At 74.8% G+C, this 20,494-nt stretch carries 15 protein-coding genes; 7 read left to right on the top strand and 8 right to left on the bottom strand.

Annotated elements, in window-relative coordinates; genetic code table 11:
• Window positions 1-160: 160 nt before the first annotated feature.
• A complete protein-coding gene (locus VT52_RS35750; RefSeq protein ID WP_079175095.1) occupies window positions 161-2,113 on the bottom strand; it encodes a PAS domain S-box protein in 1,953 nt (650 codons plus the stop codon).
• 281 nt (window positions 2,114-2,394) lie between these two features.
• Between VT52_RS35750 and VT52_RS17560 the strand changes: the two genes are divergently transcribed.
• Window positions 2,395-3,264: a universal stress protein gene (locus VT52_RS17560; RefSeq protein ID WP_046422350.1), complete on the top strand. Its 870-nt coding sequence runs from the start codon at window positions 2,395-2,397 to the stop codon at window positions 3,262-3,264.
• A 237-nt stretch (window positions 3,265-3,501) separates the two neighbouring features.
• Here the strand turns inward: VT52_RS17560 and VT52_RS17565 are convergent, their stop codons facing one another.
• Window positions 3,502-3,891 carry a hypothetical protein gene (locus VT52_RS17565; protein WP_046420094.1) on the bottom strand — a complete coding sequence of 130 codons (390 nt, stop codon included), beginning with the start codon at window positions 3,889-3,891 and terminating at the stop codon, window positions 3,502-3,504.
• Window positions 3,892-4,148: 257 nt separating this feature from the next.
• Here VT52_RS17565 and VT52_RS17570 point away from each other — a divergent pair, with 257 nt between their 5' ends.
• Window positions 4,149-4,865 carry an FAD binding domain-containing protein gene (locus VT52_RS17570; RefSeq protein WP_046420096.1) on the top strand — a complete coding sequence of 239 codons (717 nt, stop codon included), beginning with the start codon at window positions 4,149-4,151 and terminating at the stop codon, window positions 4,863-4,865.
• A gap of 113 nt (window positions 4,866-4,978) precedes the next feature.
• Here VT52_RS17570 and VT52_RS17575 read toward each other — a convergent pair whose 3' ends face one another.
• Complete coding sequence (locus VT52_RS17575; protein WP_046420098.1) at window positions 4,979-5,350, bottom strand: VOC family protein; 372 nt, start codon at window positions 5,348-5,350, stop codon at window positions 4,979-4,981.
• A gap of 93 nt (window positions 5,351-5,443) precedes the next feature.
• Between VT52_RS17575 and VT52_RS17580 the strand changes: the two genes are divergently transcribed.
• On the top strand, window positions 5,444-5,905 hold the full coding sequence (locus VT52_RS17580; protein WP_046420099.1) for a MarR family winged helix-turn-helix transcriptional regulator: 462 nt from the start codon (window positions 5,444-5,446) through the stop codon (window positions 5,903-5,905).
• 25 nt (window positions 5,906-5,930) lie between these two features.
• On the opposite strand, the gene VT52_RS17585 is transcribed toward VT52_RS17580, so the two are convergent.
• Complete coding sequence (locus VT52_RS17585; RefSeq protein WP_053055479.1) at window positions 5,931-6,815, bottom strand: AraC family transcriptional regulator; 885 nt, start codon at window positions 6,813-6,815, stop codon at window positions 5,931-5,933.
• 146 nt (window positions 6,816-6,961) lie between these two features.
• Between VT52_RS17585 and VT52_RS17590 the strand changes: the two genes are divergently transcribed.
• Entirely contained in the window at window positions 6,962-7,795 is an 834-nt protein-coding gene (locus VT52_RS17590) for an alpha/beta fold hydrolase (protein ID WP_046420104.1), read from the top strand.
• On the opposite strand, the gene VT52_RS17595 is transcribed toward VT52_RS17590, so the two are convergent.
• The 3 genes from VT52_RS17595 to VT52_RS17605 all read right to left on the bottom strand — a co-directional run bounded on the left by VT52_RS17595 (window position 7,792) and on the right by VT52_RS17605 (window position 14,472).
• Window positions 7,792-10,107 (bottom strand): SpoIIE family protein phosphatase, encoded by a 2,316-nt coding sequence (locus tag VT52_RS17595; RefSeq protein ID WP_079175096.1) that lies wholly within the window; start codon window positions 10,105-10,107, stop codon window positions 7,792-7,794. The two genes, VT52_RS17590 and VT52_RS17595, sit on opposite strands and share 4 nt — an antisense overlap.
• 165 nt (window positions 10,108-10,272) lie before the next feature.
• Window positions 10,273-12,627, bottom strand: coding sequence for an FUSC family protein (locus tag VT52_RS17600; protein WP_240509790.1), 2,355 nt, complete (start codon window positions 12,625-12,627; stop codon window positions 10,273-10,275).
• A 111-nt stretch (window positions 12,628-12,738) separates the two neighbouring features.
• Window positions 12,739-14,472, bottom strand: coding sequence for a carbohydrate binding domain-containing protein (locus tag VT52_RS17605; protein WP_046420107.1), 1,734 nt, complete (start codon window positions 14,470-14,472; stop codon window positions 12,739-12,741).
• Between the two features lie 311 nt (window positions 14,473-14,783).
• Between VT52_RS17605 and VT52_RS17610 the strand changes: the two genes are divergently transcribed.
• The gene (locus VT52_RS17610) at window positions 14,784-16,454 is read left to right on the top strand and encodes a sigma-70 family RNA polymerase sigma factor (RefSeq protein WP_046420109.1); all 1,671 of its coding nucleotides are present in this window, start codon (window positions 14,784-14,786) and stop codon (window positions 16,452-16,454) included.
• Between the two features lie 247 nt (window positions 16,455-16,701).
• On the opposite strand, the gene VT52_RS17615 is transcribed toward VT52_RS17610, so the two are convergent.
• Window positions 16,702-17,358: a TetR/AcrR family transcriptional regulator gene (locus tag VT52_RS17615; protein ID WP_053055480.1), complete on the bottom strand. Its 657-nt coding sequence runs from the start codon at window positions 17,356-17,358 to the stop codon at window positions 16,702-16,704.
• Window positions 17,359-17,546: 188 nt separating this feature from the next.
• Between VT52_RS17615 and VT52_RS17620 the strand changes: the two genes are divergently transcribed.
• Complete coding sequence (locus VT52_RS17620) at window positions 17,547-19,790, top strand: MMPL family transporter (protein WP_240509791.1); 2,244 nt, start codon at window positions 17,547-17,549, stop codon at window positions 19,788-19,790.
• Between the two features lie 122 nt (window positions 19,791-19,912).
• Window positions 19,913-20,434 (top strand): peptide-methionine (S)-S-oxide reductase MsrA, encoded by a 522-nt coding sequence (msrA, locus tag VT52_RS17625; protein WP_046420111.1) that lies wholly within the window; start codon window positions 19,913-19,915, stop codon window positions 20,432-20,434.
• Window positions 20,435-20,494 lie beyond the last annotated feature (60 nt).

Below are 20,494 nucleotides of genomic sequence, written 5' to 3' on the forward strand. Positions count from 1 at the left end.
CGCGGAATCGGCCGGGATAGGGCCGGTCGGCCCTTGTCACTGCCTCGGTGGCCCGCCCCGTCCGGTCCGCGCGGTCATGGCTCCATGGCTCGGACCGGCGCGGTCCGCCGCTCATTCGGCGACGGCCGCCCCGGGCCGCCCGTCGCCACCACCCGGGTGTTCACAGCTTCAGCGTGAACCAGGTCGTCTTGCCCTCGTCGGTCGGCCGCACCCCCCAGCCGTCGGCGAGGGTGCGGACCAGGAACAGGCCACGCCCGGACTCCTCGTCCCCGGCGGCGTGCCGGGGCTGGGGCAGCTGCGGGCTGCGGTCGCTGACCTCGACGGTGAGATCCGTGGCCGTACGGCACAGCCGCAGTCCCACCGGGCCCTCGGCGTGCTGTACCGCGTTGGTGAGGGTCTCCGACAGCAGCAGGAGCGCGTCGTCGGCCGGTGCCGGACACTCCCACGAGGCCAGCGTCCGGCGCAGGAAGGCCCGGCCCTCGGGGACCGAGGCGGGGGCGGCGGGCAGATCGGTGGTGACGGCGGCCAGCGGCGCCGCCGGGAGCTGCGCGAACAGCAGCGTCACGTCGTCGTCATGCCCGTCGGCGTCCGGCAGCAGCTCGGCCAGCACATGGTCGGCCGTCGCCTCCAGGCTGGCGGAGTGCGGGAAGAACGTGTCCAGGACTGCGGTGAGTTCACCGAGCCGCGATTCGATGTCACTGCCCGGCGTCTCGATCAGACCGTCGGTGTACAGCACGAGCGTGGCGCCCGGCGCGATGTCGGAGCACGCCTGCTCGTACAGCACACCGCCCACCCCCAGCGGCGCGTTGACCGGCGCGGGCAGCGCCCGGACGCCCTCCCAGGGACCCACGACGAGGGTCGGCAGATGTCCGGCGGAGCACACGGTCACGGTGCCCGCGTCCGGGGCGATGACCAGATAGCAGCAGGTGACCAACTGGTCGGGCACGTCCAGGTCGCCGACCACGGTGTCCAGGGCCTGCATCAACTGGCGGGGCTGCATGCCCGTCTTGGCCAGCGCGTGCGCGGCCGAGCGCAGCTGGCCCATCACGGCGGCCGCCTCCAGCCCGCGGCCCATCACGTCGCCGATGAGGACGCCGACCCGGCCGGCGCCCAGCGGTATCAGGTCGAACCAGTCGCCGCCGACACCGGCGCCCTGGGTGGCGGGCCGGTAGCGGCTCGCGGTGTCCAGACCGGGCAGCGCGGGAGGCGTGCCCATCAGGCTGCGCTGCAGCGTGAGGGCGATGTGCCGCTGCTGCTCCAGCAGGGCCTTCAGTTCCGCCTCCGCCCGCTTGCGGTCGCTGATGTCCCGGACGATCGCGCACGCCCCGACGACCTTGCCCGCGGTGTCCCTGGTGGGCCACAGCGTCACGTCGACGTCCAGCAGCGAGCCGTCCTTGGTGACCCGCAGGGTCTCGAAGTGCTCCACCTTCTCCCCGTGGCGCAGGCGTTCGAGCAGCGCCCAGATGTCGTCCTGGAGTTCGGTGGGGGCGAGCATGGAGACGTGCCGGCCCATGACCTCCTCGGCGGTGTAGCCGTACAGCTCGGTGGCGGCCGCGTTCCAGTACGTGATCTCACCGGCGAGTGTCTTGGCGAGGATGGCGTCCTGGGAGGACTCCACGAGCGCGGCGAGTTCGTTGATCCGGGCCTCGGCCGCCTTGCGGTCGCTGACGTCGCGCACCGCGGCGGAGACCAGCAGCCCGTCCGCCGTCTCCATCGGGCTCAGGCTGATCTCGACGGGGAACTCGCTGCCGTCCTTGCGCAGTCCGTGCAGTTCGAGCCCCGCGCCCATCGGCCGCACCTGGCGGTTGGCCGCGTAGCCGTCGCGATGCCGGGTGTGGTGGTCGCGGAAGCGGTGCGGGACGAGTAACTCGACGGGACGGCCCAGCAGTTCCTCGCGACGGTATCCGAACAGGGCCTCGGTCTGGGCGTTGACCAGCCGGATCTCACCGGTGTCGTCGACGATCACCATGGCGTCCGGCGCCGCCTCCAGCAGTCCCCGGAACCGCTCCTCGGCCGTCGACGGGCCGCCCTGCGCCAAGGGGGCTCCGTACCGGCACCGCTGGGGGACCGTGGGGTCCGCCGCACAGGCCGGCTCGTCCACGCAAGCATTCATATCTACCCCGCCATGTCGCTCGTGATGCTACGGACATCCCAGCGCAACCAGCCTTCCACCGCCCCGACTTGTCGCGTCCTGGCCGGAACGCATCCCCACGGCGGACGAACCCGTACAGGACCGGTCCCGGTCGAGCACAAGCGGTCACCTCGGCCATGATGCCCGTCCCAGGGCCGGTCGGCCCCGCACAAGGGCCCTGCGGGCCCTGCCCGTCGCGGTGCCGCCCCGAGGAGACTCGGGGCGATCCCGAACGGGGTGTCCGACAACAGGAGGTGGACGTCATGTCCCGCACCGTCACCGTGGGCCTCGACGGCTCCCCAGAGAGCCGTACCGCCGCCGAGTGGGCGGCGGGGGAGGCGCGACTGCGCGGTCTGCCGCTGCGCCTGGTGCACGTGTGGGAGCCGGCCACGGACTCCATGGCACAGGATCCGGTCATCGGCGCGGCGACCCGGCGGCACTGGACCGAGCGGATCCCGCGCGAGACGGCCGGGGAACTGCGGCAGCGCCACCCCGGCCTGGAGGTGCTGTCCGAGCACCGCGACGGCTTCCCGGGCGAGCTGCTCGCTGCGGCCGCCGAGGAGTCCGAGCTGCTGGTGCTGGGTTCGCGGGGTCTCGGCCGGGTCGGCGGCTACCTCGTCGGCTCCGTCGGCTTCTCGGTGGTCGCGCGGGCCGGTCGCCCGGTGGTCCTCGTGCGGTCCGGCTGGAAGCCCGACGGCGACGCCGCCCAGGGCCCGGTCGTCCTCGGCGTCGACACCACCGCGCCGGACGACACGGTGTTCGCGTTCGCCTTCGAGGAGGCCGAGCGGCGCGGAACGTCGGTACGGGCCGTGCGCACCTGGTCCATGCCCCCTTATTACGTCTACGGATTCGCCGCCGACCCCACCTTCGACCAGGAGTGGTCGCTCCAGGAGAAGGCCGCGCTCACCGAGGTGCTCAAGCCGTGGCGGCAGAAGTACCCCGACGTCGAGGTCACCGAGGAGTGCGGGTACGGGAGCGCCGCCCTGCGACTGGTCGAGGCGTCGCAGGGTGCCGCACTCGTGGTCGTCGGCCGGCGCCGCCGCCCGGCCTCGTTCGGCGCGCACATCGGTCCGGTGGCGCACGCGGTGCTGCACCACGCGACGGCGCCGGTGGCGGTCGTGCCCCACGGCTGAGGACGTGGGACGGAAACGGCGGCGCGCCCCACCCGGGTCGGTCCGGGTGGGGCGCTCGGGGTCCGGGGGCGCCGCGTCGCCGGCCGGGCCCGGCCCGAGTACCCCATCGCCTGGGCGTCTTGAGGGCCTGACGGGCCGGCGGCGGGGCGCCGCGTCGTACCGGTCGGGCCGGTACGACGCGGCGCCCCCGGACTCTCCCGTCGGTGAACGGGCGGCGCGCTCCGGCCTATCGGCCGTTCACGACGCCCCGCCGCCCCGCCACGGCGGCGGCGTCGCCGTCCCGCGGGCGCGGTGCGCGCGGTGGGCGACCCGGTCGGTGCGGCCGCGCAGACGGTCCTGGAGGCGGTCGGCGAGCTCACGGGCGCTGCGCTCCCGGGCGTGGACGACGACGAGGTAGTGGCCCACCCGGATCTCGGCGGCGGCGGTCCAGGGCTGCCCCTCCTGACCGGCGGCCGCCCTGACGACCCGGATCTCGCCGCTCACGGGCGGCAGGCCCGGCCGGCCGAGCACGGCGTCCGTCTTCTCCCGCAGATAGGCGAGTTCCTCCTCGGACATCCCGCTGTCGGCCCGGACGCGGACGGCGACGGCGGTCTCGGGGGCGCGGACGCCGGTGTGCCTGGCGGTCATGTGCTCCACTCCTTCTGATCGTTGCGGGCTGATCGCTCGGTGCAGCGCACCCAGCGTCTCCCGCGCGCCGTCCTCGCCCCCAGGGCCGGCCGACCCGGGGACCGGGGCCGGTGGTCCCGCCCTCGGACCCGCGTTCCGGAGCCGGCCGGCTTCCCGTGGACCGGAACGAGCGGGCGGCCGTGCCCGTGTGAGCCCTGTACGCGCCCCCGCGTGCGCGAGCAGACTGCTCTCCCCCCGAGGAAGGCAGGTCGGTCGCCATGCTGTTGCGTCTGCCCACGTCCGTGTCCGAAGCGCAGGAGTGCCTCGCCGAGGGGGCCGTCCCGGTCGGCGGGGCGACGCTGGTGTGGGCCACCTGGCAGCGCGAGGGATTCCCCGAACTGGCCATGTCCCTGAGGCGGTTGCCGCAGGCCAACGTCATCGGCCCCGAGACGCTGGGCGCCGCCGTGCTGCTCGGGCGGATCGACGGCCGGGTGCCGGACGTCCTGCGCTTCGCGGCCGGCACGGTGGGCACCGGGGCGGTCCGCCGCACGGCGACGGTCGGCGGCAACCTCGTGGGCAGCACGCTGCGCTGCCTGCTGCCGGCCGCGCTGGTCCTCGGCGCGCGGGCCACGGTGCTGGAGTCCGACGGCGTCCGCGAGACGGACCTGGCCGAAGTCGTCGCGAAACGGCCCCTGTTGCTCAGCCTCCGCTGGTCCGCCCCGATCGCCTGCGCCTACCGCAAACTCCCCGCCGACGCGGGCGGCCCGCCGCCCCTCGTCGTGGCCTCGGCCCTGCACGCGGGCGACGGCGCGGGGTGCGGCGTCCGGGTCGCCGTACGGGACGGTTACGAGGTGCTCGCGGGCGCCGCCGTGCGAAGCGCCGACCCCGAGGAGACCCTCGGGTCCCTGCGCGCGACCGCCCTCGGCGAACTGCCCGCCGCCGCGTGGGCGGTGGTGCGTCCTCAGGTGCTCGACCTGCTGGCGCGCGGGCGGTGATCCGCCGGGCGCCCCCGGCCGCGCACCGGGGCGCCCACCGGGCGCTCGCGGCGGGCCGGGGGCGCGAGCGGCCCGCCGGCCGGGGCCTCTTGGCCGGTCTTTGCGGATGTCGGTCAGTCTCCGTGGACGGTGAGCCGGTATCCCTCGGGTCCGGTGAAGGAGAAGGACGGGCCGAACGGGGTCGGCTGGAGCGGGGTGACGTCGTCCGTACCCGCCGCGACGAGTCGCTCGCGCAGTGCCGGGGCGTCGGTGGTGCGCAGCCACAGGGCGACACCGAGGCCGGGGCGGCCGGTGCCGTCCAGATCGACGCCGGGCAGCGGCTCGCGGACGGCGAACGGGATCGTGCCGGTGGCGAAGACGACCGCGTTCGGCGGTGCGCCCGGTGCGCGCCGCAGCCCGAGCCGCTCCTCGAAGAACGCGGCCGCGGCCGGTACGTCCCTCACCTGGAGGGCGATGAAATCAGGGCCTTCGACGGTGGCGGTCATGGTGACTCCAAAGGGTGGTCGGTCGGCATGCGTATGTCAGTACTTTGACATGTGGACAGTAGGGTCCGGCTCCTCGTATGTCAAAATGCTGACATGGAAGATCGAGCGCCCGTCCCCGCGCCCCATCCGGCGCGGGACGTCACCGAGCACGTGGGATACCGCCTCAAGAAGGCCTCGGCCGCGCTGCGCGGAGCCATGGACAAGGCGCTGCGCGACCACGGTCTCACCGTCCCGCAGTACTCCTGCCTGGAACTCCTCGACGAACGGCCCGGCTTGTCCAATGCCGATCTCGCCCGCGGCACCTTCGTCACCCGGCAGTCGGCCAACGTCGTCCTGCGCGGCCTGAAGGAAGCCGGCCTGATCACTCAGGCGACCAGCACCGACCACGGCCGGGCCCTGCCCGTCCACCTCACGGCGGCCGGGCAGCGGCGGCTGCGGGCCGCGCGCGGCGCCGTGTACGCCATCGAGGAGCGCATGATCGAGAACATCCCGGCGCGTCGGCTGGCGGCGCTCCTGGCCGACCTCGACACGATGACCGCGGCCCTGGAGGCCTGACCGCCCGGGAACGGTCGCGGCGCGTTCAGCTCCCGCCGGTGGCGGCTGTGCCGTAGGCGGCGCGCCAGGTGGCCGGCGGGGTGGCGGTCTGGCGGCGGAAGAACGTGCTGAAGTTGCCGGCGTCGCGGAAGCCGAGCCGCCGGGCGCAGCCCGCGACCGGCAGGTCGGTGTGGGCGAGGAGCCGCTGGGCCTCCAGCAGGACGCGCTGGTCGAGGAAGGTCTTGGCGCCCGTGCCGGTGGCGGCGCGGGTGGCCCGGGTGAGGGTGCGCACGTCGTAGCCCAGCGCACGGGCGTAGTCCGCCACCCTGTGCCACTCGGTGAAACGCTCCTCGACGGCCGCCCGGTACGCGTGGAAGACGTCCGCGCGGTGGTCTGCGGCCGGGGCCGCGCCGGTGCGGGCGGGCGGGTCGGGAAGCGCCCGCAGGACCAGTGCCGCCAGCAGGTGGGAGAGCAGCGCGGGGGACCCCAGGCGGGGGTCGCGCGCGGACGCCTCGTGTTCCCGGCCCAGGTGTTCGGCTGCCAGCAGCGCGAGGGGCAGCCGCTGCCGGTCCAGCTGCCAGCACGCCGGGGCGGCGGCCTCCGCCGCGGTGAATCCGGCGAGGAAGCCGGGCCGGAAGAGGATCAGCGGGCCGTCGCAGGAATCGACGTCGCTCCAGCGGTGCACCATGCCGGGCCGGATCCACACGACGCTGCCCCGCGCCAGCCGGTGGGCGCGGAAGTCGGCCTCGTGGCCGCCGGTGCCGGAGGCGATCAGGGCGAGGACGTGGAAGCCGGGGCGCTGGGGGAGCACGCGGCGGCGCCGGCCGTCCATGCGGCGCAGCCCGGCGAAGTCGATGACCTCCACACCGTGGACCGAGCCGACGCCGGGGAGATAGCGCAGCTGCCGTACGGCACCGTGTCCGCTTTCCACAAGCACCGGGTTCCTTTCCACCAGGCAGCGGAGCTCACCGGCCGTACGGTCGAAGCGCGCCTGGTCAGCAGGTCAGGCTACTTGTTCGAGGCTTCGGCCGCGCGCTGCCGGTCGGCTCACGCGGCCGGGCGAGAGGGAGGACGACGATGGAGAACACAATTGCGGTGGCGGTGCCGGGAGGGTCCCTGGAGGTACGGGTCGGGGGCCGGGGCGGCGCCGGACCGGCGCTGGTGTTCGTCCACTACTGGGGCGGCAGCGCCGGCACCTGGGACGAGGTGATCGGCCGCCTTCCGCCCGGTCGGCCGACGGTCCGCTTCGACCAGCGCGGCTGGGGCGTCTCCCGGGAGCTTCCAGGGCCCTACCACCTGGACCGGCTCGCCGACGATCTCGCGTGCGTGGTGGACGTGTGCGTACCGGGTCCGTTCGTCCTCGTCGGACACTCGATGGGCGGCAAGGTGAGCCAGCTCCTCGCCGCCCGCGGGCCGGCCGGACTGCGAGGAGTGGTCCTCGTCGCGCCCGCACCGCCCGAGCCGCCGGCCTCGGTGACGGAGGAGTACCGGCGGGGGCTGTCCCACGCGTACGACACGCCCGAGTCCGCGGGGCACGTCCTCGACCACGTCCTGACCGCCGCGCCGCTGCCCGCGGGGGCGCGCGCCGCCGCGGCGCGTGACAGCCTCGCCGCCGGGGCCGAGGCGCGGCGGGAGTGGCCGCTGCGCGGCATCGCGCGGGACATCACCCGCGCCGTGCGCGGCATCGCGGTCCCGGTGACCGTCCTGACCGGGGCGGACGACGTGGTGGAACCGCCGGACGTCCTGCGCGAGCACCTCCTGCCGCACATCCCGCACGCGACCCTCACCACCGTCCCCGCCGCCGGCCATCTCCTCCCCCTGGAGGCCCCCGGCGCCGTGGCGGCCGCCCTCGGCGACTTTCTCGCACCCCTGCGTCCGGGTGGCGCGGGGGGCAGGGGCACGGGTGGCTAGGTCTCCAGCGGCAGCACCCGGGCGATGAGGAGGGCGACATCGTCGTGGCCCGCCGGGTGGCGCAGTTCCCGCAGCAGGCGGTCGCAGGTGTCCTCCGGGGAGGGGGAGGGCGCGGAGAGCAGGCGGAGCAGTTCGTCCAGGCGGGCGTCGATCGGGTCGTCGCGGGTCTCCACCAGGCCGTCGGTGTAGAGGACCAGCTGGTCGCCGGGCCGCAGTCCGAGCGTCGTGGACTCGAAGGGCACCCCGCCGACCCCCAGCGGGGTGCCGGTCGGCAGGTCCAGGAGCCGGGGCGGGCCGTCGGAGGGGATCAGGACCGGCGGCAGATGTCCGGCGGACGCCACCTCCAGCCGGGCCGGCCGGGGATCGTGCACGGCATACACGCAGGTGGCGATGTACGGGTCGAGGCCGAGGGTGATCCGGTCGAGGTGGGTGAGCACGTGCGCCGGGTCGAGGTCGAGATCGGCCAGGGTGGAGGTGGCGGTGCGCAGCCGGCCCATGGTGGCCGCGGCCGCGATCCCGCTGCCCATCACGTCGCCCACCGCGAGGGCGGTGCGGTCGCCGTCCAGCGGGATGACGTCGTACCAGTCGCCGCCGACCTCGCCGATCGCCTGCGCGGGCCGGTAGCGGGCGGCGATCTCCAGGCCCGGGTGGTAGGGCGAGAGCCGGGGCAGCAGGCTGCGCTGGAGGGCCTCGGCGGTGCTGCGGGTGTGCTGGTGCAGGACGGCGTTGTCGATGCTCAGCGCGGCGCGCGAGGCGAGTTCGCAGGCCAGCTCCAGATCATCGGAGTCGAAGGGCGCGGGGTTGCGGGCGCGGGCCAGGCCCATGACGCCGATGCACTGCCCGCGGGCGATCAGCGGGACGGCCATGTCGGTGTGCACCCCGGCGCGGGCCAGCAGCCGGGCGGCCTCGGGATCGGCGGCCACGCGGCCGACCTCGCCGCTGTCCAGATGGGTGATCAGCACGGGACGCCCCGTGCGCACGCTCTGGGCCGCGGGATGGCCGGCGTGGTAGACGGTGAGCCGGCCGGGCGGCACCAGCGCCCCGGCCGCGTCGGTCGGGTAGGCGGTCTTCACGGCCAGCGCGCGGAACAGCGGCGGTCCCTCACCCGGGTCCGTCCGGCCCGTGCGCAGCATGCTGTCCAGCAGGTCCACCGCGGCCATGTCGGCGAGGTCGGGCACCAGCACGTCGGCCAGTTCCCGCGCCGTGCGCTCCACCTCCAGGGTGGTGCCGATGCGCGCCGAGCCGCGGGCGATCAGCCGCAGCCGCCGCTGGGCCCGCTCGGCCTCCTGAGCGGCGCGATAGCGCTCGGTGACCTCCACCGCGACGGTGGCGACGCCCAGTGTGTGCCCCTGGTGGTCCTCCAGCCGGTACAGCGACGTCATCCACGCGTGATCACTGCCCGGGTCGGCGGCGGTGCGCCCCACCACCTGCTGGTTCACGAGAGGGACACCGGTGTCCAGCACTCCGCGCATGGACGCCTCCAGCGACTGGAACGCGGCGCCGGGGAACAGCTCGCCGGGGCGTCGGCCCACATGGCCTGCCTCGGACAGGCCGTGCATGGACGCGAAGGCGGGATTGACGGCCACGTACCGCAGCTCGGTGTCGAGGACGGCCAGCCCGACCGGGGCCTGGGTGACCAGCCGGGCGGACAGCGCGGCGTCGCGTTCCACCCGGCGCAGGGTGGAGCGGTCGGCGGCCAGCCCCAGCGCGTAGTGATCGCCGAGATGGTCGGTCAGCCGCATGTTGCGGAACTCGACGATCCTGGTGCCGCCGTCCTTGTGCCGCACCGGGAACGCCCCCGCCCAGCCCCGGCCGGTCTCCATCACCTCGGCGAACAGCTGGATCGCCGCGTCCCGGTGCTCGGGGAGCAGCAGCAGAAGGGCCGCGTACTGCCCGACGGCCTCCGCACGGTCGTACCCGAACAGCTCCTCGGCCTGGGGGCTCCACATGTCGATCCGGCCGTCGGCCTCCAGGAGTACGGCGGCGACGCCGAGCAGGTCGAAGAGACTGGTCGGCTGCTCCGCCTCGGGTTCCGTGCCCGCCCGGGACGGGACGGCCCGGTCGGCCCGGCCCGCCGGGGGCGCCGCGGTGGGGTCCGGCCGGGGGCGCGGAGACGGGCCCAGTCCGGCCTCGGGCGCCGCGGCGTGGTCGGCGCGGGATTCCACGGCCGGGTCCGCCTGGGGGCGTGCGGACCGGTCGGGCCGCGGTCGCGTGGCCGGGTCCGCCCGCGGCTCGGTGGCGTGGTCCGCCCCGGGCTCCGCCCGCGCGGCTGCGGGGCGGTCCGGGTCCGGCCGCCGCGTCCCTCCGCTCATCCCACTCCCTCCTTCCGCCGGCCCGCCCGGCGGGCGCCGTCGTGTCCGCCACCCGGGTCCGGCAGGGCACGCACCCGGGTGGGCGCCGTACGCGGTGAGACCGGTCCGGGCCTCACCTCACGCCTACCCGTGGACGCGCGATCCGCAGCGACTCGGAGGGGGGTACTACGGGAGAACCGGTCCGGGCCCTGCCGGTCCGTCCCGGGGACCGCCGCCCGTGCCCCCGGGGCCGTCGGGCCCGGGGGCACGGGCGGCGGGGCCGCCCCCGGCGCCCTGGGGCCCGCTCTCGGCACCACCCGCCCGGCCCTCACCCGCTCCGTCCTCGTCCGCTCCGGGTTCCCCGCCCCCGCGCGCGATCCTCGACAGATCGGCCATGAGGGAGTCCAGCCAGGACACCGTGGCGTAGTAGAGGCGGGGCGCCCCCGGCGGCTCCGCGTCGGCGCCCGCCAGGGACCGGGCGAGGCGGGGCACCGGGCCCGTAGGGGTGTCGCAGCCGGGGTCCAGGGCCGCCGAGACCAGGAGCATGCGCCCGGCCACCCGGTCCCCGAGACCGCTGACCGCGGCGGCGCCGGGTCCGAGGCCGGTGCACGGCGGCTCCAGCAGCCGTTCCGAGCCCCACAGGGTGTGGTGCCCGGCCATCAGGGCCGCCTGCCAGTCCACCCCGGGCAGCACCGCCCCGCGTCCCCGGTCGCCGAACGGCGTCGGCTCGCTCTGGAACTGCCCGTACGCGGACTCCGCCAGGATCACCGCGTGCTGGAGCGAACGGTGCCCCGGCATCACCGCCGGGACGGTCGCCTGCCCCCGCTGCCGCAGCGGCCCCTCCAGGGCCACCGAGGCACTCGTCGCCACCACGATCTCCGCGGCCCTGCGCAGCAGCTCCGCCGCCGCGTACCGCAACTCGTCATGGGCACCGCGCGGCCAGGCCAGCAGCCCGAACACCGCGCCGATCGCGCTGCCGACCAGCACGTCCAGGAGCCGTACCTCCGCCAGATGCCAGGTCGGCGGCGCGAGCTGGGCGAAGACCAGGGCCACGAGCACCGTGAAGAGGCCCTGCGCCCAGCCGATGCCCTTGACCGGCCCGACCGTGAAGGCGAACAGCATCCACAGGGGGAGCAGCGCGGCGTAGACGTTGGTGTGCGTGCTGAACAGGGCCAGCGTGCCGCCGGCCACCAGGGCGCCGGCCAGCGTGCCGGCGAGCGCGGACCGGATGGTGCTCCACGTCTCGTCCATGGTGGTGCGGGTCAGGGTGAGCGTCGCCAGCGTCGCCCAGAAGCCGTGGGGCAGCGTGTCCACGCCCGCAACCAGCCGGGCCGCGGTCAGTGCCAGGGCGATGCGCACCGCGTTCTGGAAGAACACCGAGCGTCGTCCGGCATGCCCGCGCACCCGGTGCCACCACAGCGCCGGGGGCGGGGCGGCGGCGTACCAGAAGCGTTCCGGCGGCCCTGTCACCGAGGCCCGCCGGCCGTGCGCCGCGAGATCGGCCGCCGCCCCCATGGCCAGCGCGGCATCGGCGATCTCCAGTACGGCCGCGTGCCGGCGCAGCACGTCCGGTGCCGGTGTGCTGCCCTCCCGGGGGTGGACCGTGGACCGGGCGGCCAGCACGGCGCGGGCCGCGGCCAGCTCCTGGTACGCGGCCAGGGGAGAGGTACCCGCCCGGAGACAGCCCACGGTGGCGGTGGCCAGCCGTGCGACCGCTTCGAGTACGGCGGTCACGACGGCGTCGGGCGGGCGGCAGGGCGTGGCCGACGGCCGGACACCGGCCCCCGACGTGGCCGACAGCCGGGGCAGCCTGCTCAGCAGCGTCCGGGTCGCCAGACCCGTGTGGGCCAGGGCGCGGTCCCGCAGGCTCGGCCCCGCCGGGCGGTCCGCCTCGGGCACGACCAGGGGGCGCAGCTGGTGGCCGGTCTCGCGGGCGCTGCGGATCTCGGTCCGGGAGAGGGCGTACGGCGGGGCGATGAGCAGGGCGGCGCAGCGGGCCGCGACGGCGGCGGCGTGGGCGGCGCGCGACCGGTACGGCGCGGGGGTCGGCTCGCGGAAGAGCAGGGTCTCGGCGAGGGCGAGCAGGGCCATGCCGGTGGTCGTGCCGAGCAGCCGGTCGCCGAGCTGGGCGGGATCGTAGGGCGGGAACGACGGCAGGATGTACAGGAGCTGCAGACCCGGCGCGGCCCCCGCCGGGCGGGGGCCGCCGACGGCGGAGAAGGCCAGCGTGAAGCCGACGACCAGCATGCCGGCGACGGCGCTCCAGGTCCGCACCGACAGATACGTCCCGACGATCACCAGCAGCCAGCCCACCGGGATCAGCCGCAGCACCACCGCGGCGCGCTGCCTCCCGGTGCCCGGGATCCTGGAGAGCCCGCCCAGCGCCACCGCGGCGAACAGTGCGTACGTGGCGGCGACGGGGCGGTCGAGGCCGTAGCGGAAGAGATAGAAGCCGGCCGCGGCGACCAGCGTCACCTGGATCGCCCGGCGCGCCGGGGCGGCGTACGGCGCCGGGATCCGGCCGGCGAGAGCACCAGACACCCCTCCAGGCTCACGCATCACCGCGCGCCCGGCACCTGCGGGCAGGTGCCGGGCGCGCGGCTGGGGTCCCCTTAGGGGACCGATGTACGGGACGAACCGCGGGGAGGGCGCTCAGCCGAGGGCGAGATCGTCGGCGTACACGTCGCCCTGGCCGTACCACCCGTGGACGTACACCGTGACGGTGCCGCTGCCGCCGGTCGTGAAGGAGACCTTCAGCTGGTTCCAGCTCGAACCGTTCGACCAGGTGCTCGCGGTGGCGCCGCCGCTGACGCCGAGGTAGGCGTAGGGGCCCTGGACCCAGCCGGTGAGCGTGTAGCTGTGGTTCGGTGACAGGGTGACGGTCTGGTCGCACTCGCCGGTGCTCCCGGCGTCGGGGGTGACCTGGAGGGCGTGGCCGCCCGAGTGGACCGGGGCCGTGACCAGCGTGCTGCCGCCGGTGCAGGTCCAGGGTCCGAGGCTGCCGGTCTCGAACCCGGCGTTGGCCAGCGAACCCCCGCCGCCCCCGCCCCCGCTGCCGGTGACCGTGAGCGTGTAGGTCGCGCTGTGGGTGCCGCCGGTGCCCGTCCCGGTGACCGTGATCGGGTAGGTGCCCGCGGCCGCGGACGACCCGACGGCCGCCGTCAGGGTGGAGGCGCTGCCGGAGGTCACCGACGCCGGGCTGAAGGAGACGGTGACGCCGGAGGGCGCGCCGGAGGCGGTGAGGGCCACGGACTCGGCGCTGCCCGAGGTGGTGGCGGTGGCGACGCTCGCGGTCGCGGAACCGCCCTGGGCGACCGAGGCGGAGCCGGGGGAGAGGGACAGTGAGAAGTCGCTGCTCGTACCGCCCCCGCCCCCGCCGCCCGAGCTGCCCTCGTACGGCACGAACGCGTCCGTGAACGCCAGGCTGCTCTGGCTGATCTCACTGCACGTGGGGAGGGAGTTGGCGCTGCCGCCGCACGGCTGGTCCCGGTCGACCGACCAGAAGGCGAGCCGTCCCACGCCGTTCTGCGCGGCGAAGTTCTCGACGGTCCGGGCGTCGGCCAGGGTGAACGTGGAGCCGTCGTCGTTCTTGCCGATCATCGGGGTGATGCCGAGGTCGGCGTAGCCGTACCCGGAGTCGACGGACTGCATCTGCGCCAGCGTGGCCTTGGCGGCGTCGATCGCGCCCTGGCCCATCTCGGCGCCCGTACCGGCGTAGTAGTCCATGGTCATGATGTTGACCACGTCTATCCTGACGCCCGCGTTCCTGGCGGCCTTGAGGATGTTGACGCCGTCATTGGTAAGCCCGCTCGTCAGCACCGGCAGGGTGACGGAGAACTGGAGGCTCGGGTTGGCCGCCTCGAGGTCCTTCATCGCCTGCATCTGGCGGGCCGCGGCGGCGGTGTCCGCGACGGCGGCGCCCTCGATGTCGAAGTCCAGCCGGGTGACGCCGTAGTCGTCGATGAGGGCCTGGTATCCGGCGTCGATGCTGCTCTGGGTGGTGCAGGTCCAGGCGAGCGGCAGACCGCTGGCGCCGCCCGAGGAGATGATCACCGAGGCGCCCTCGGACCTGGCGCGGGCGATCTCGGGGTCGGTGTAGGAGTCGTCGCCGATGGGGAGCGTGTCGCCCCAGACCTGGTCGCAGCCCTCGCCGAGGACGAAGGCGGCGGTGTACGCCTTGAGTTGGTGCCCGGTGATCGCGGTGTCGAGCAGGCCCTCCTGACCGTTCGACATGTCGACGTAGGGAGCGACGGAGTACACGCTGCCGCCCGCTGCGTCGGCCGTCGCCGCGCTGCTCGCGGGGGCGAGGGCGACGGCCGCGCCGGTGGCCGCGAGCGCGAACGCGCAGGCGGATGCGGCGAGTCCGCTCAATCTTGCCAGGCGCATGACATTTGCCCCTCTCGGGGATGCCTCTAGGGCGTGGGGTGGTGGGGTGAGGTCGCCGTGCACGGCGGGGGTGTTGGTACATACCAAACCGCCGCCGATCCGGCCCGTCAAGAGGACTAGACCAACTTCGAACCTGTGAACCCGCCGATCCCCGCCCCGGGTCGGCCCGCGCGGGGCCCTCGCGCCCCCGGTCGCGAACCGCCGCCGGAAGCGGCCGGAAATCGGTCCCCGACAACTGTTATCCGGGCCGCCTCGAACGGTCTCCCAGTCATCGGGAACAATCGTTCGGCGTCGAGGACGGGAAACATCTGATGAGCACACGGCACACGGACGCGGCGGAGACGGCGGCCCTGGTGATCGCGGCCCGCGAGGGCGACGCGGCGGCCCAGGACGCCCTGGTCAGCGCCTATCTGCCGCTGGTCTACAACATCGTGGGGCGGGCGCTGAACGGCTCGGTGGATGTCGACGACGTGGTGCAGGAGACGATGCTGCGCGCCCTCGACGGCCTGGGCGGGCTGCGCGCCCCCGAGCGCTTCCGCTCCTGGCTCGTCGCGATCGCGATGAACCAGGTCCGCGACCACTGGCAGGACCGCCGGTCCGTGCCCGCAGCCGTGGAGGAGGCGCACGACCTGGCCGATCCGGGCGCCGACTTCGTGGACCTGACGGTGGTGCAGCTCCAGCTGTCGGGGCAGCGCCAGGAGACCGCGCACGCCACACGCTGGCTGGAGCCCGACGACCGGGGACTGCTGTCGCTGTGGTGGCTGGAGTGCGCGGGCGAGCTGACCCGCGCCGAGGTCGCCGCCGCCCTGGAGCTGACGCCGGAGCACACCGCGGTCCGCGTGCAGCGGATGAAGGCCCAGCTGGAGGCGGCCCGGGTGGTGGTGCGGGCGCTCGACGCGCGGCCGCGCTGCGAGGAACTGCGGGGCGTGCTGGCCGCCTGGGACGGCAAGCCGTCGGCGCTGTGGCGCAAGCGCATCGCCCGGCACGCCCGCGGCTGCCCGCTCTGCTCGGGCCTGTGGAGCGGGCTGATGCCGGCGGAGGGGCTGCTGGCCGGACTCGCGCTGGTCGCCGCGGCGCCCGCGCTGCTCGCCGCGCTGCGCTCCGCCTCCGGCGGGATGGCCCCGGTCGCGGCCGCCTCCCCGTTCGATCCCCCGGCCGGGTCCGGCGGGTCGGGCGCGGGCACGGGTTCGGTTTCCGGTTCCGGGGGCGGAAGGCGGGCCGCGCGGGGCCGTTCGGGCGGACGCGGCGCGTCCCGCCGGCGCAGGCGGATGCGGCGCCGGGTCGTCGCCGGCGTCGTCGTGGCGTGTGTCGCGGGCGGCGGACTCTGGTACTTCGGCGTGGACGCCCGGTCCGGTTCCGGTGACACGGCCGCCGACCGGAGCGCGGACGCCTCCGCGGTGGACCTCTCCGCGCCGAGCGCCGTACCCACCTCGGCGTCGCCCTCGCCGTCCGCCTCCAAGTCCGAGAAGCCGAGGAAACCGAAGAAGAAGGCCACCAGGAGTCCGAGCCCGACTCCGACCCCCACGAGGAAGAGCACGCCGTCGCCGCGCCCGAGCACCCCGCGGGCCCCGGTGCGCACCACCGCGCCGGCACCGGCCGGTGACACCGTCAGCCAGGTGGTGGCACTGGTCAACCAGCAGCGCGCGAGCGCCGGTTGCTCTCCGCTGACCGAGGACCCGCAGCTCCAGCAGGCGGCCCAGGCGCACTCCGACGACATGGCCGCGCGGAACTTCTTCGACCACGTCAACCCGGACGGCGTGGATCCCGGACAGCGCATCACCGCCGCCGGCTACCGGTGGTCCACGTACGGCGAGAACATAGCCATGGGCCAGCAGACCCCGGCCTCCGTGATGGACGCCTGGATGAACAGCCCCGGCCACCGCGCCAACATCCTCAACTGCGCCTTCAAGAACATCGGCGTCGGCGTGCACAAGGGCACGGGCGGCCCCTGGTGGACGCAGGACTTCGGCACGAGGATGTGACCCCGCCCGTACGGCATACCTGGGCGGGGGGACCGCCCAGGGGCCCGGCGCGGGGCTTCGCCGACGCCGTTGCGCGGGCTGGGCGCCGGTGGGCGCGGCGGCCGGGCGACCCCGCCGGTGGGCAGCCCCTGTCCCGCGGGCGGCCGTACGGCCGGTCAGCCGGACCGGTGGCCGGCTCCGTTCACCGGACCGGCGGTCGGGCCCGTTCGCCGGTGCCCGTGGTCACGTCCGTCACCGGTGCCCGCGGTCAAGCCCGTTCGCCGGTGTCGCCGGCCGCCCTCGACGCCCCCTCCCGGCCGCCGATCTCCCGCAGCATCCCGAACGCCCGGCGCAGCGGCGCCGGTTCCGTGTCCTCGATGCCCGACGCCCGGTTCGCCCGACGGGTGCGCAGCACCGCGCGTACCGCGGAGAGCGCGGCGCCCGCGATCACGGCCGCCCGCAGATCGGCGTCCGCGGCGTCCCGCGGCAGCCGCTGCCGCACCAGCACCGCGAGCCGCTCCTCGAAGTCGGCGAAGGCCTGCACGAGCCGGGCCGTGATCACGTTCTCCACGTCCCCGAGCGGACGGGTCAGGGCGGTCAGCGTGGACGCCGAGAACGGCTTGGCCGCCTCCAGCAGCGCGGCGCACACCGCCTCCAGGGGCTCCTCGTCCGCCGGCCGCGCGGCCAGGGCCTGCTCCACGTACGCGAAGACCTGCACGCCGTCCGGCAGCAGCACCTCCTCCTTGCTCTCGAAGTAGCGGAAGAACGTGCGCACGGAGACGTTCGCGTACGCGGCGATGTCGGCGACCGTGGTGCCCTCGAAACCGCGCTCCCGGAACAGCCGCGCGGCCCCTTCCAGCAGCAGGCGGCGCGTCTCCTCCTTCTTGCGTTCGCGCAGTCCGGCGGGGGTGGTCTCACTAGGCATGGCCGAAGCCTCCCGCCCTGGTGTCGCGACTGTCAATCGGCACGCGTGCCACCTCCGCGGTGTGATCGCGTCCGCAAACCTTCCATAAACTGTCAGAGATGCCAATTGTCATGCGTGACAGTCTCTCTCTAGAGTTCGTGTCAGTCCTGACACTTTTCCGCTCCACCCGGACAGCTTTGGAGACCCCGGTGCCCAGATCCACCCCACACCCCTCGGCGCCGCCCGAACCGCGGCCGCCCGCCTCGGAAGGCGCCCCCGGATCCGCCCCCGAGAGCGCCCCCGAGAGCGGCCAGGACCCGGCCGGCCTCGGCCTCCTCGGCCGCCTGGGCGGCCGCTGCGCCCGGCACCCCCTGACCGTCATCGCCGCCTGGCTGCTGATCCTCGTCGCCGCCCTCGCCGGCCGGCACCTCGTCGGACCCGTCTTCAGCGACCAGGTCAGCCTGCCCGGCACCGCCTCCCACACGGGCGCCGACCTGCTCGCCCGCTCCCTGCCGCAGGCGGGCCGGCCCAACGGCAAGGTCGTCTTCCACACCGGGGCGGGCACCGTGGCCGACCAGCGCTCCGCGCTCGACCGCACCCTCGCCGACCTGCGCGGACTGCCCCATGTCAGGTCCGTCGCAGCGCCCGTGACCAGCACGGACGGGCGTACCGCCGAGACCACCGTCACCTTCGACGAGCAGCTGAAGAACCTCGGCCACGGCTACACCGACCGGCTCGACGCGGCGACCGCCCCCGCCCGCGCGGCGGGCCTCGGCGTCGCCTACGGCGGCGACCTCGACCAGGTCGTCCGGCAGCCCGCGGACGACAAGCTGAGCGAGAGCGTCGGTGTCGTCACCGCCCTCGTCATCCTGCTGCTCGCCTTCGGCAGCGTCCTGGCCGCGCTGCTGCCCCTGGTCACCGCGCTGATCAGCGTCGGCGTCGGGCTCGGCGTGGTCGGCGTGGTCGCCGGTGCCGTCTCCTTCGCCACCTCCGCCACGACCCTCGCCGGCATGATCGGCCTCGGTGTGGGCATCGACTACGCCCTGTTCCTGACCACCCGTTTCCGGCAGGACCTGATCGACGGCCACGACCCCGTGACCGCCGCCGCCCGAACGGCCCGCACCAGCGGGCGAGCGGTGCTGATCGCCGCCCTCACCGTCGCTGTCGCCATGCTCAGCCTCTACGCGTGCGGACTGAGCTTCATCGGCCGGATCGGACTCGCGGCCACCTTCGCCGTCGTCGTCACAGCGGCCGCCGCCCTCACCCTGGTCCCGGCCGCCCTGGGCCTGATCGGCACCCGGATCGACCGGGTCCGGCTGCGCCGCGCCCCCGTCGCCGAAGGCGCCGGCGAACGTCCGGGCGGCAACCGCTACGCCGCGCTCGTCGCCCGGCGCCCCTGGCTCTTCCTCGTCGCCGGCACCGCCGTCCTCGCCGTCTGCGCCGTACCGCTGCTGTCCCTGCGCCTCGGTCACGTGGACGCGGGCGCGGACAAGCCCGGCAGCAGCACCCGAACGGCCTACGACTGGATCGCGGCCGCCGACGGACCCGGCTTCGGCAAGGGTGCGAACGGCCCGGTCGTCACCGTGATCGACCTGAGCCGGGCGCACACCCCAGCCGACCGGATCACCGACGACGTGACCGACGCGCTCAAGGCCACCCACGGGGTCGCCGCCTTCACCCCCGTACGGCCCAGCCCCGACGGCAGGATCCTCGTCACCACGCTCACCCCGGCCACCGGCCCCCAGGACGCCGCCACCGGCACCCTGCTGGACACCCTCTCCGGCCGGACCCTGCCCGAGGCCCTGCACGGCACCGGCGCACGGGCCTACCTGACCGGCACCGTGGCCGGGCAGGCCGACTTCCGCGAAACCATCGGCCGGCGGCTCCCGCTCGTCATCGGGATCGTGCTGGTCCTCGCCTTCCTGCTGCTCCTGGTCGTCTTCCGGAGCCTGGTGATCCCCCTGAAGGCCGTCGTCCTCAACCTGCTCACCACGGCCGCGTCCTACGGCGTCCTCGTCGCCGTCTTCCAGTGGGGCTGGGGCGACGCGCTGCTCGGTCTGTCGGAGCCGGTGCCCATCGAGTCGTACGTCCCGATGATGATGTTCGCGATCGTGTTCGGGCTGTCCATGGACTACGAGATCTTCCTGCTGTCGCGGATCGCCGAGGTATGGCACCGCGGCGGCGACAACCGGCTCGCCGTCGGGGAGGGGCTGTCCGCCACCGCCCGGGTGATCTCCGCCGCGGCCCTCATCATGACCGCCGTGTTCCTGTCCTTCACCGCCTCGCCGACCGTGGTCGTCAAGATGCTCGCCCTGGGCCTCGCGATCAGCGTGATCGTGGACGCCACGGTGGTCCGGCTGGTCCTGGTGCCGTCCGCGATGTTCCTGCTGGGCAGGGCCAACTGGTGGATACCGCGCAGCCTCGACCGGCTGCTGCCCCGCGTGCGCGCCTGACCGCGCCGCCCGCGCGCGACCGGTGGCCCTTCGCCCCTCGCGCGCGGGCGGTACTAGGCTGGACGACCGTGCCCCCGGCACGTCAACAGGGGTGCGGGGCCGGACGAAACAGGGAGCGACCGATGACAGCGGGAACCGAGCGAGCCGTACTGGCGGGCGGTTGTTTCTGGGGCATGCAGGACCTGGTCCGCAAGCAGCCGGGCGTGGTCTCCACCCGGGTGGGCTACAGCGGCGGCGACACCCCGAACGCCACCTACCGCGACCACGGCGACCACGCCGAGGCCATCGAGATCCTGTACGACCCCGCGGTCACCAGCTACCGCGACGTCCTGGAGTTCTTCTTCCAGATCCACGACCCGACGACCCGGGACCGCCAGGGCAACGACATCGGGCGCAGCTACCGCTCCGCGATCTTCTACGACGGCGAGGAGCAGCACCGCACCGCCGTCGACACCATCGCGGACGTCGAGGCCAGCGGACTGTGGCCCGGCAAGGTCGTCACCGAGCTGGCGCCGGTCGGCGACTTCTGGGAGGCGGAGCCCGAGCACCAGGACTACCTGGAGCGCTACCCCAACGGCTACACCTGCCACTTCCCGCGGTCGAACTGGAGGCTGCCGCGCCGCGCCTCGTCCGCCGCGGACTGACCCGCACCGCACCGGCGGCCACCGGCTCGTGTGGCGCGCCGTCCCCCAAGGGAGATCCTG

Origin of the sequence: Streptomyces malaysiense, assembly GCF_000980885.2 — a bacterium.
GTDB lineage: Bacteria > Actinomycetota > Actinomycetes > Streptomycetales > Streptomycetaceae > Streptomyces > Streptomyces malaysiense.

Bases quoted from the DNA above. Each gene is read 5' to 3' on its own strand.
- VT52_RS17610 (WP_046420109.1), top strand. From the start codon at position 14,784: ATGAGCACACGGCACACGGACGCGGCGGAGACGGCGGCCCTGGTGATC.
- VT52_RS35750 (WP_079175095.1), bottom strand. From the start codon at position 2,113: ATGAATGCTTGCGTGGACGAGCCGGCCTGTGCGGCGGACCCCACGGTC.
- VT52_RS17615 (WP_053055480.1), bottom strand. From the start codon at position 17,358: ATGCCTAGTGAGACCACCCCCGCCGGACTGCGCGAACGCAAGAAGGAG.
- msrA (WP_046420111.1), top strand. From the start codon at position 19,913: ATGACAGCGGGAACCGAGCGAGCCGTACTGGCGGGCGGTTGTTTCTGG.
- VT52_RS17580 (WP_046420099.1), top strand. From the start codon at position 5,444: ATGGAAGATCGAGCGCCCGTCCCCGCGCCCCATCCGGCGCGGGACGTC.
- VT52_RS17565 (WP_046420094.1), bottom strand. From the start codon at position 3,891: ATGACCGCCAGGCACACCGGCGTCCGCGCCCCCGAGACCGCCGTCGCC.
- VT52_RS17605 (WP_046420107.1), bottom strand. From the start codon at position 14,472: ATGCGCCTGGCAAGATTGAGCGGACTCGCCGCATCCGCCTGCGCGTTC.
- VT52_RS17570 (WP_046420096.1), top strand. From the start codon at position 4,149: ATGCTGTTGCGTCTGCCCACGTCCGTGTCCGAAGCGCAGGAGTGCCTC.
- VT52_RS17595 (WP_079175096.1), bottom strand. From the start codon at position 10,107: ATGAGCGGAGGGACGCGGCGGCCGGACCCGGACCGCCCCGCAGCCGCG.
- VT52_RS17575 (WP_046420098.1), bottom strand. From the start codon at position 5,350: ATGACCGCCACCGTCGAAGGCCCTGATTTCATCGCCCTCCAGGTGAGG.
- VT52_RS17560 (WP_046422350.1), top strand. From the start codon at position 2,395: ATGTCCCGCACCGTCACCGTGGGCCTCGACGGCTCCCCAGAGAGCCGT.
- VT52_RS17590 (WP_046420104.1), top strand. From the start codon at position 6,962: ATGGAGAACACAATTGCGGTGGCGGTGCCGGGAGGGTCCCTGGAGGTA.